Here is a 9,578-nt window from a genome sequence, read left to right as displayed (position 1 = left end):
GACAATGCGCGATTACGCCGCACACCTCGGCGCAGGTCTGCCGAAATATTTACTCGCCCCTGAAATCAGTCTGCTGCTTTCCTGTATTGATGATCTGACCGCACGAATGTATTTTGAAACGCTGTGGAATACCGGGGCGAGGCTCAATGAAGCCCTGGCACTTACCCCGGCCTGTTTTACCCTCGAACCGTCACGCCGCCATCCACAGGCGGTGGTGGTGCTCAAAACCCTGAAACAACGCCATAAAGAAGCCAGCCGGGGGCGCGGTCGCCCTGCCCTCGATGCGGATACCCTCCATCCTGATCCGCGCTACCGGAAACCGCCTGATCCGGGGGTAAGAATCGTGCCGCTGCTCGATGCCGCTTACGCGCAACGGATGCGCGAATACCTTGCCACCTGGCGAAAGCGCGTGAGGCATGTTCCGGTGTGGGATATACGCTCGCGGCAGACGCCGCTCAACTGGCTTAACAGCGCCGTACAACGGGCAGAAGGTGACGGGGTCACGTTTCCGATCACGGTCACGCCGCACACCTTCCGGCACTCGTTCGCTATGCACCTGTTAATGAACGGCGTGCCGCAGAAAGTATTACAGGGATTGCTGGGGCATCGGTACGCCCGGAGCACTGAGGTGTATACGCGCGTGTTTTCGCTCGATGTGCTGACCGGACAAGGGCTGTCATTCAGCTATGACGCGCAGACTGCCAGGCGTCTTCTTCTGGAATAATGAGAACGCATTAGCGTAACGAAATGACCACTAATTATGATAATATTCAATTGCTTATATCACTTTAAAACTGCTTTGAACATTTCATATTCTGGATAGGGTAAAATACCGTTACGCCAAAAAATCTGGTATTGCCTTGCTGCGAAAGTTCTTCTCTTATGAGTCTGAACGGGCAACGCAATGGGTGTAGCGGCTACATTGAAAATGTACAGACGTAAAAAAACCGACTGGTGAGGTCGGTTTCTTTACAGTTCCGGTGCGGAGTTGGTGCTCTGACCGGAGGGGAACATTCAACATCTGACCACTTAATTATATGCCCCATGCTTTGCCTGTCAATACTCTAGTAATACCCAGGCAATACTCAAGAGAGTGATGGCGGTTTTTGCATGGTGCATTGTATAATCAGCGGGTTAGCTCTGTTAAGTGGCTCTCCTGCCCTTAAACCCCGTTGTAGTGGGTATGAACAGTTTATAAGTCCTGGCTGAACAAACAGGTGGTGCTGTGTTTAGTGCTCTGGCAGGAGGGGAACATTCAACATCTGACCATGTAGAAACCGCGATAACAGGCAGTGTATGAGCAAGTCGCGGTGTTCTTCCTCCAGTTCATCTGGAGAAACGCATGATTGATAAAATCATCATGGTTCTGAAAGCCGTTATCGTGCTTTTAGAGCTGATCCGAATCTTCTTCTGAAGATAACGGAAACGTAGCTAAGGCCGTGGAGTTAACCGCTTCACGGCCTTTAACATTGTATGTACCCAACGACTGACACAATTCTGACCAACCCCTCCCCGCTAATCCGCCGCCTGGCGAGTTTTTTTACCTTTTCCCTGATCAGAATCCTCCACACGCATATGTATACACAATGTAAATACATCATATATACAAAATAAAACCACAACACAATTACACCGCATGTACACCAATGCACGTACAATGTAAGTACGCAGTACATACATATTCGTAATTACACACTAAATACGTTGTAAATACATATGTGCATTTACAACGTAAATACACGGTGGTATAAATACAACGTACATACACGCAAGTAACAACGTGTACATACACAGTAAACACATAAGTGTATTCCTGTTTTATGTACACCGTAAATACATCTGGAGGGTGGCATGGGTCGTATCGTGGTTTTTGGTTCGAATAAAGGTGGGGTAGGAAAAACCACAACATCGGTAAATTTTGCCGTGATGCTGGTTGTCCAGTATTCAAAGAGTGTGATCATCCTCAGATGTGACAAAAATCCTGAATTACCTGAATGGAATGAAAAGAGGGTTGAAGCCGGGTTAACTCAGATTCCGCTCTATTCTGCTTACGGTAAAGACACATACAAGGAAATTAACCGTCTTTCCCGGATGTGTGACGTGTTGATTGTAGATTGCCCTGGTCATGACAGTGCAGAGTTCAGAAGTGCGTTAAGCGTTGCAGACATTCTTATTACTCTGGTTAAACCTTCTTCTGATTTTGAAAAAGGAACGCTCAGAGAAGTGACTGAAACCGTGAGAACGATACAGGATAATGGGAATCCAAAGTTACAACCGTGGGTGCTGTTAACACGCGTAAAACCTCAGAAAGTTGCTGATGCCATTGCACTTGATAATGAACTACGCAGTCACGAAGTGTGGATTCAACCGTTGAAAACGCGCCTGTCTGATCTCGATGTGTACGAAAGCGCCTGTAATCTTGGTGCGGGTGTCCATGAGATCACAAGAGCCTCGAGCCTGACTAAAGCAAAAGCACTTCTTGAGTTAATGGCGCAAGAAATAAAAGTGATATGAGTAAAGTGCGTGAATACAACGTAAATACAATGTATTTACGTTGTATTCATAATAAATATGAATTACGATGTATATACAATGTACATACAGCAATGGGGAATGAAAGCAATGTCGAAACTTGGCCTGAAATTACCAAACATAAAAAAAAATCCTGTCTCGGTTCCAGATTCAGCGAGTACCCCCTCAGCATCAGCTAATCAGTCAGTGAACCTGGCAAGATTCATTTCAGACGGAGATAAACGCCCTTCTTCAAACAATGGCGTCCCGAAGAATTTTCGATTGAAACAAGTGTATATAGATATCCTCGAGAATGAGGTGCAAAGAACCGGGTTAAGTCAAACGGACATTCTGAAAGCAGCCCTGATTGCTTTCGATAGGTTACCTGACGAAAATGAGAAAAATTACTGGATTCTTGAGTCAAAGAAAATTTAGATGATTTTAAAATGCATAATTAGACTTATGTCATTCAGGCCGTGGAGCTAAAGTTTCCCGGCCTTTTTATTCTGCAAAATTACTCAACATTTCGCCAGGCTGACGCCGGTACTCTATCCCACAATTTTCCATGCTGAATTTCTGCCCTTCGGTGATCTGACGCGCTCATGAGTGCATCAAAATCATCCCCTGAAAGCTTTACAACCAATCGGTCATACACCTTCTCAAGTGTATCAATGCACTTACAACGCCTGAATTTCATCAGGTATTCTTGCTTTTTTATACTCATTACTTTTTCTCGATGTCGGTGACTGAAATAACATAGCCGGGTTCCCCCGGCTTTACTGATTACATGGTCTGTTCGTTGTCGTCCTGCTGCATATCCTGTTTCACGCTGCGCATAACGTTCAGTTCTTTTTCAAGGTGCTGTCCTGCTTCATCAAAGGTCATTCCTGCACTTTCAATTTCTTCTGTCACATCATTCACGAAGAACTCCAGATTCTCCGATTCTGCTTTTTCTGCGTACTCACTGACCAGTGATTTAAGTTCGGCCCCCTTAACAGGCTGAGTGGCATTACGTGCTTCAATCACGTCCTGCACCAGTGCTGCTGGCTCAATAAATACGCCTGTCCGGGATTCGATGATTTCAGAGTTGATTTGCGCCTTAACTTCATTTGCCATATCCGGGCTGGCATTAAACTCACGTTCTTTCTGCTCGTCACTCATGGCAATTCGGCGTAATCCGTTGTCAGCAAGTAAGGTTTTCACCTGGTCTACTGGTGTCTCTGCTTCTTGGGCATTTTGACGAGAATCGATTATCTCCACCATTTTTTCTAGACCTAAATCGTTAAGCATTTCACTAAATGATTTAGCATCAATTTCGTTATCAAAAGTCGCAAACGTAAATACATCTTCGCTGTCACCTTTTGTATATCCCATCACCTCGTATTCCACTTCATACTCATCAATTACATCTTTCACATAACCAAATACCTTATCTTCTGCCGAGAGAAGCAATTCTTTATTGTAGGAATCGGACTTTATTTTATCTATAACACTAAAATCATGCTCGATAGCTACCGCTTCCTGTTGAATTGTCTCTACTGGGGATACAGGTTCAATTACCTCACGCGCTTTACTCGTCAGGTTATCAAGCTCATTAACAGGGGCTAGTGTGTTGTCTTGTACTACCGTTTGCGCTTGCTCAGTTTCTGCCTGTACGGTCTGTTGCGGTTTATCCAGTACCGATTCAATGGATTGCTCAGGAGCCGTTTGTTCCTGGGTATCTTGTTGAATCTGATTTGCTACCAGATCCGCTTTATGTTGTTTCATTAACTGGTTAAATTCATCTGGTTTGAGAATGATGTTCATACCCTTTTCAGCGGCTACCAGCGCACACTGAGTTTTAAACTCATCATTTCCGTTTAATTTAAGAACACCCCCAAATTTTTCTTTTGAATATTCCAAAATCAAAGCAATTTCTTCATTGCTTGCATCTTGGCTGGCAATAACCCTTACACCTTTATCAATGAATACAGGTTTTTCACTTTCTGGATTCAAAAAAACGAGTTTTTCTGGGGATTTCTGCATAACCAGATCTTTCAAACGTGTTCTTTGTAGTTCTTGAATGCGTTGCTGCGATGAAACACGATCTTTAATCGACAATGTTGTTTCTGCTGCTTCAACGCTGCTTTCATCTTCGTCCTGATTAATAAATTCACGTAACTTTTGTAAAGCTTTCATAGGGTCTTTATCCTCATTCCAGATATTATGATAATCGTTAAGAAACTCTCGTCCTTTTGAATCAATTTCTGAAAGTGCTTCAAGGCCAGTTATTTTATGATAAATAATCACACCTCGAGCAACTTCTCTTTCAGTCCCTTTGACCTGATAAATCTGACTGCGTAATTCCTTTATTTCATTATACAAAGAACTACGCTGTTCTTTAATAATATTTTTAAGTTCTTTTTGCGTTTCTTTTAATGAGTAAAACCGTTCATTCGCTTCATTTTTGGTTAGCGCTTTTCTAATAACTGGTTTTTCAAAAGGTGTATTAGCTTGTTGTGCGGCATAGGTTTTAAGTAAAAAATCTTTTGAATCCTTCCATGAAAGATTGAAGTGTTTGGTCAAAAAGTCGGATGCGTTCATATTACGATTACCGACTTTAAAACGGGGGGAACCATCTTTTGCCTGACTAATCTTATAATCATAAGGATTCGCCTGGTACTGGCGCTGTAGCCCGGCAAGTAAGCGCAGTGGATCAATGTTATCCCTGATTTCCCGCATAGTATGGATTTCATCGGTTTGCGCTTTCTCATTCAGATGTTGCCAGTATTCATCATGTAATACAGATGATTCCTGAATGGTTTTTATCCCTCTTGTAAATTCGGGTTGTTCTCCGGCATCGTTCCATCGCATTGCTTGATCAACATAAAGGCTTTCTGTCCGTGACTCTCCCAGATTACGGTGTTCATCATTCTGCAAAACACGGTTAGATGCTTCTCTGTTTGCTGGTCGCTGATGTTGTTCCCCTGGCTGTCTTGAACTACCCCTAATTCCGTAAACCAAAGTGCATTGGGGCATATATGACAAGCGGTTTGCTCTTCTGGCTTTAGATGGTCTGGTAGATGATTCAGCACCTCGCTGATCACGTATACTCCGTCCTCGCGTTCCAGAAAGTTTGTTTTCTCGGTCATAAGTTTCAATCCTCTCTTTTAAATGGTTTTTTTTATCTTCTGCGTTAAGTGCATTATAGGTATTTCTAACCACACTTGATTTTGGAAAGATATGTTTGACTTCATGACTTACCTTTTCTTTCCAATCGGTCACTAAAGATAAAACCTGTTTTTCTGTTGGCTTAACAAGTTGCAGATCACGGTTTTCAATATACTGACGAGAAAATAATGGATTTTTAAGATTTGTAAATTTTGAATCACCATCAAATTTTACTGAAAAATACGAATTTTCTTTTCCGGAATTTTTTAACTTTACGTCACCAAACTGTTCAAGATAATGACCAAAGTCGGAAAAACTGGTAATATCATTAGTGGTTAAACCGTTATAGATTTCTTTTTTAAGGTCTGAATTACGTTCCCTAAACATATCGCCTTTAGTGCGTGAAAGCACGTTAGCGTAATTATCATCACTGACACGCGCCGCATCTTTTGGGCTTTTTAACTTATATTTATAGTTGATGTGCTCCTGAATGGCATCGAGGTAACGCTCAGTTACTGTAACCTTGCCTGTGGGTAATAGTTTGTTACCCGTTACAAGATTAGTTTCTGGAATAACAATATGAATATGAGGTTTACGTTCAACCAGTTCACCAGTGGCATTATTAGGAATGTTTTTTATCTTTGGTAGGTGAGCCTCGGCATAAAAGCAATACTCATCTGATTGATAGGCATTCATCAATAAAGATTTATATTCATCTGTGATGGATTTTAGTGTTTCAGGAGAAACATCATTCTCCTGAAAAGAAAGTGTAATGTGGAGGTAGCGTTCTTGTCCGGTGTTTTCTATGGACTGAATAATGGTGTTGGTGATTTCAAGATTACCATCCAGTATCACACGGTGATCAAGCTCGTCGCGGGTAAACTCGCGTTCGGCCTTGCGCCCATTTTCCAGATATTCGGCAATGCCATCATTACCACCATTGACACGGATTATCGTCATTGAACCCTCCATTATTCAGAGAAATCATTTTAATGCCCCAGACAGTGATGTACTGATGCTGATCAGTGCATTCATTAAGCGTTTATAAGTAGTTTCTGTCGCAACACCCTTTTTTTCAGCAATATTTAATTGTTTTGCAATTTGATTTATGTTGTTGCTGCTTTTATTAAAGTAAAAGAGACACTTTTTATAATCGGCAGTAACTTTGGGTTTTGTAGGTAGTTCTGCTACACGGTTAAGCAGGACAAGCCTGAAAAACTCAGATTTTGAAATTTCAGTAGCCTCGAGGATTTTTTTAAATGGTTCATATTCTTCTTCGGTTAAACGCACAGAGATTACATGCTTACGATCTACAGCCATGTTCCCTTCCTTTCAGGTTCGTAGAACCGCAAAACTGAACATTCGTAGAATGTTCGGGGTTTCAAAGGGGCATCCCCTTTGGCACAGCGATTATACCGGACATGAAATGTCCGTGTATACATCGCCGTCGTGCCTGTTGTTTAGGATGTGAAAAGGATGAGCTACAGATGCAATACAAAATCTATACATAGTAAAATTGAAACAAAACACAATCTATACACTTTCAATACATAATCATTGACAGCAATACATAAACAATACATTATCAATACAGACAGATTGACGGCGCGTTGTTTTAGTTAGATGATGCTAAAAAATTGATTGGGGCATCATATGGGTCTTGATGAGTATCTAGCAAAGTTAGCAGACCTCTTAATGAGTGATACGGTTAAGAGTCAACAAGCTGCATTTAACTTATGTTTTGATGAGTTAACGGAAGCAAAAGAAATTGCCGGGTGGAGTAACATTTCTGAGTATCTGAAAATCAAAACCGGGCTAGTTTTTGAAGAAAAAAAGTTATGGACAATGTATGCAAGGGCAAAAGCTAAATCGGAAAAGCAATCTGGAAGATCTAAGCCAGTAACGATTAGGGCAACATTGCCAGGCAGATCTAGCAGGGAAGCAGACAAGAACGGTAGTGAAGAATTAGAATCAAACGTATCAGATGAACTGTTGAAACAATACATAAAAGTTTGTTTCAACAACGAAAGAATTGCACTAAGAGCTATTGAAGGTGGCGTAAGTATAGACACTATAGAATCATGGAAATCACCTAATTCAGTTAGATTGGGTAATGCTCTGACAAATTATATTTCAAAAAAATAAGGTAAAACAATGTATCTAAAAATGGCAGTTTTAAACAATAGTGGCAACGTTGGTAAATCTACAATTTGTCAAACATTACTTAAACCTCGTTTTGAAGGTTCAGAAATTATTAAAGTAGAAACTATCAATACCGATGGTACTACTGATGAAAAAATCTCTGCAAAAGAATTCGATGAGATCATCAAGCGTATTGATGATGTTGATTGCACAATCATTGACGTTGGCGCATCTAACATTGAGCAGTTTATGGTTCAAATGACTGAGTATCAGGGTAGTCATGATCTGATTGATTACTTCATCGTACCTGTGACCGCTCAAGAAAAACAACAGAGAGATTCTATTGCAACCATTAATAGCCTGTTAGATATGGGTATCGAAGAAAGCAGAATTAAAGCAATTTTTAATCTTGCTGAAAAAGATGTTGCAATTGAAAAGCAATACTCAATTTTCTTGTCTGATAAACAATGCAAAAGAATTGCAGGTAAAAGAATACCCACTGTCTATCACAATAACATTTTTACTATTCTTACAAAAATGAGTTTGAAGTATGACGATGTTTATAATGATGATCGTGATTTCCGTTCTCTTATTCGTGCCGCAGCTTCTAAAGAAGAACGTGAAGATCTTTCAAATCGTCGAACTGTGAAAATGCTTATGAATGGTTTCAATTCTGATTTAGATTTAGCATTTGAAAGCCTGAGTTTTTAAATTATTTCAGCGGGGATATCTCCCCGCTGAAACATTTTTTTGGGGACGAGCTATGAGCACAAGCTTTACAGAAGAGTTTAAAGATCAGAAAATCAACAGCATGATTGAGGATCTTCTTATTCTTGAAAAAGAAATTAGCAACGTTAAAGAAGCAATTGTTTCTGCTATCCATGAAGTGCCGGGCGCACTAGATTCATGCGTAAACGAAAGGCTTCGTGAGATTTTGACTGTAGGTGAAGATATAGAAAAAGATTTTAATGAGCACAGGGCAAGCCTGGATGGGCTTAAAGAAAATGCAAAGCATGAAATTACTAAACATTTTTCGTTGGTTTTGGGCGATTTAAAAAATGATTTAAAATCGCTAACCGAGACTTATCGACAAGAAATCAAAAAAACCAAACCTATATCAACCGGAAAAGTTATAGCGTATTGTTTTACTACTGTTCTCGGCTTGTCTGCAATCTGCTCAAGTTCTGCATACTTCATTCTTGAAGCCCGTCACGAAAGCGAACTGGCTAAGTTTGGTACTGGCATGGTAGAGCTTTCTAGCTTGACAGAAAAAGCCATCAATCTAGTCCCCAAAAACCAGCAACAAGACTTTAAGCAGAAGTATGACAGCATAATGAAATCGGAACGCTAATCATTTTTTTTGAAGTGAAGTGCTGTTTGCTATACAATCTTGTAATCAATAGATTGTATCTATTTAGATAATAAAAAGTATCTTGCCGAAATTAAAAATGATTTGATATTTTGGTTTTATAGAAAAGCGAGGGGAGCCGAGCTTTTCTTTTTTTTGCATTCAGGTAACGGTTCGATGCCGTTACCTGAATGCAAAGCGACCACATTGCCTGGACGAAAAAAACGGCCTTTACAGACCGTTTTGTTTATTTTTAGAGGGTGTGTCCCTTTAGGTGGTTCAGCCACCAAAGCAAACTATCCCAATCTGTTCCTTTCATGGCGGGGATCTTAACTTCCCAACCCTTTACAAGCTGATCCGCTAACGTTACTATCTGTTTTGTTGACATAATTTTTACTCGCAAAAGTGATTGATTTGTTAACAAGGT

The 9,578-nt window shown here is 40.8% G+C and carries 10 protein-coding genes; 7 read left to right on the top strand and 3 right to left on the bottom strand.

The window, feature by feature from the left end; all coding sequences use genetic code 11:
• From FH968_RS20020 to FH968_RS20010, 4 genes are all read left to right on the top strand, one after another.
• Positions 1–724, top strand: a 724-nt coding sequence (locus FH968_RS20020) for a tyrosine-type recombinase/integrase (RefSeq protein WP_370451540.1), incomplete at its 5' end; no start/stop codon positions are given.
• 618 nt (positions 725–1,342) lie between these two features.
• Positions 1,343–1,414, top strand: a complete 72-nt coding sequence (dinQ, locus tag FH968_RS24195; protein WP_370451542.1) for a damage-inducible type I toxin DinQ — start codon at positions 1,343–1,345, stop codon at positions 1,412–1,414.
• Between the two features lie 437 nt (positions 1,415–1,851).
• Positions 1,852–2,514: a ParA family protein gene (locus FH968_RS20015; RefSeq protein ID WP_139882590.1), complete on the top strand. Its 663-nt coding sequence runs from the start codon at positions 1,852–1,854 to the stop codon at positions 2,512–2,514.
• A 108-nt stretch (positions 2,515–2,622) separates the two neighbouring features.
• Positions 2,623–2,946: a stability/ partitioning determinant gene (locus FH968_RS20010; RefSeq protein WP_139882588.1), complete on the top strand. Its 324-nt coding sequence runs from the start codon at positions 2,623–2,625 to the stop codon at positions 2,944–2,946.
• A gap of 79 nt (positions 2,947–3,025) precedes the next feature.
• On the opposite strand, the gene FH968_RS20005 is transcribed toward FH968_RS20010, so the two are convergent.
• The 3 genes from FH968_RS20005 to FH968_RS19995 form a co-directional block, all read right to left on the bottom strand.
• Positions 3,026–3,208, bottom strand: a complete 183-nt coding sequence (locus tag FH968_RS20005; protein ID WP_223271351.1) for an Hha/YmoA family nucleoid-associated regulatory protein — start codon at positions 3,206–3,208, stop codon at positions 3,026–3,028.
• A gap of 86 nt (positions 3,209–3,294) precedes the next feature.
• Positions 3,295–6,621, bottom strand: coding sequence for an LPD7 domain-containing protein (locus tag FH968_RS20000; protein ID WP_139882584.1), 3,327 nt, complete (start codon positions 6,619–6,621; stop codon positions 3,295–3,297).
• 24 nt (positions 6,622–6,645) lie between these two features.
• Positions 6,646–6,981, bottom strand: a complete 336-nt coding sequence (locus tag FH968_RS19995; RefSeq protein ID WP_139882582.1) for a DUF6290 family protein — start codon at positions 6,979–6,981, stop codon at positions 6,646–6,648.
• Positions 6,982–7,314: 333 nt separating this feature from the next.
• On the opposite strand from FH968_RS19995, the gene FH968_RS19990 reads away from it, so the two are divergent.
• The 3 genes from FH968_RS19990 to FH968_RS19980 are packed head-to-tail and all read left to right on the top strand — an operon-like array spanning position 7,315 to position 9,154.
• Positions 7,315–7,806 carry a hypothetical protein gene (locus FH968_RS19990; RefSeq protein WP_139882580.1) on the top strand — a complete coding sequence of 164 codons (492 nt, stop codon included), beginning with the start codon at positions 7,315–7,317 and terminating at the stop codon, positions 7,804–7,806.
• Positions 7,807–7,815: 9 nt separating this feature from the next.
• The gene (gene stbB, locus FH968_RS19985) at positions 7,816–8,514 is read left to right on the top strand and encodes a StbB family protein (protein WP_139882577.1); all 699 of its coding nucleotides are present in this window, start codon (positions 7,816–7,818) and stop codon (positions 8,512–8,514) included.
• A gap of 52 nt (positions 8,515–8,566) precedes the next feature.
• Positions 8,567–9,154, top strand: a complete 588-nt coding sequence (locus tag FH968_RS19980; RefSeq protein WP_139882575.1) for a hypothetical protein — start codon at positions 8,567–8,569, stop codon at positions 9,152–9,154.
• The last annotated feature ends 424 nt before the right edge of the window (positions 9,155–9,578 follow it).

The organism is Buttiauxella sp. B2 (assembly GCF_006376615.1).
Taxonomy (GTDB): domain Bacteria; phylum Pseudomonadota; class Gammaproteobacteria; order Enterobacterales; family Enterobacteriaceae; genus Buttiauxella.
Note: the sequence above shows the minus strand (reverse complement) of the source record. Positions and strands in the feature narration are given on the sequence as shown.

Coding starts and splice junctions, on each gene's coding strand:
- FH968_RS20015 (WP_139882590.1), top strand. CDS start 1,852: ATGGGTCGTATCGTGGTTTTTGGTTCGAATAAAGGTGGGGTAGGAAAA.
- FH968_RS20010 (WP_139882588.1), top strand. CDS start 2,623: ATGTCGAAACTTGGCCTGAAATTACCAAACATAAAAAAAAATCCTGTC.
- FH968_RS20005 (WP_223271351.1), bottom strand. CDS start 3,208: ATGAAATTCAGGCGTTGTAAGTGCATTGATACACTTGAGAAGGTGTAT.
- FH968_RS20000 (WP_139882584.1), bottom strand. CDS start 6,621: ATGACGATAATCCGTGTCAATGGTGGTAATGATGGCATTGCCGAATAT.
- FH968_RS19995 (WP_139882582.1), bottom strand. CDS start 6,981: ATGGCTGTAGATCGTAAGCATGTAATCTCTGTGCGTTTAACCGAAGAA.
- FH968_RS19990 (WP_139882580.1), top strand. CDS start 7,315: ATGGGTCTTGATGAGTATCTAGCAAAGTTAGCAGACCTCTTAATGAGT.
- stbB (WP_139882577.1), top strand. CDS start 7,816: ATGTATCTAAAAATGGCAGTTTTAAACAATAGTGGCAACGTTGGTAAA.
- FH968_RS19980 (WP_139882575.1), top strand. CDS start 8,567: ATGAGCACAAGCTTTACAGAAGAGTTTAAAGATCAGAAAATCAACAGC.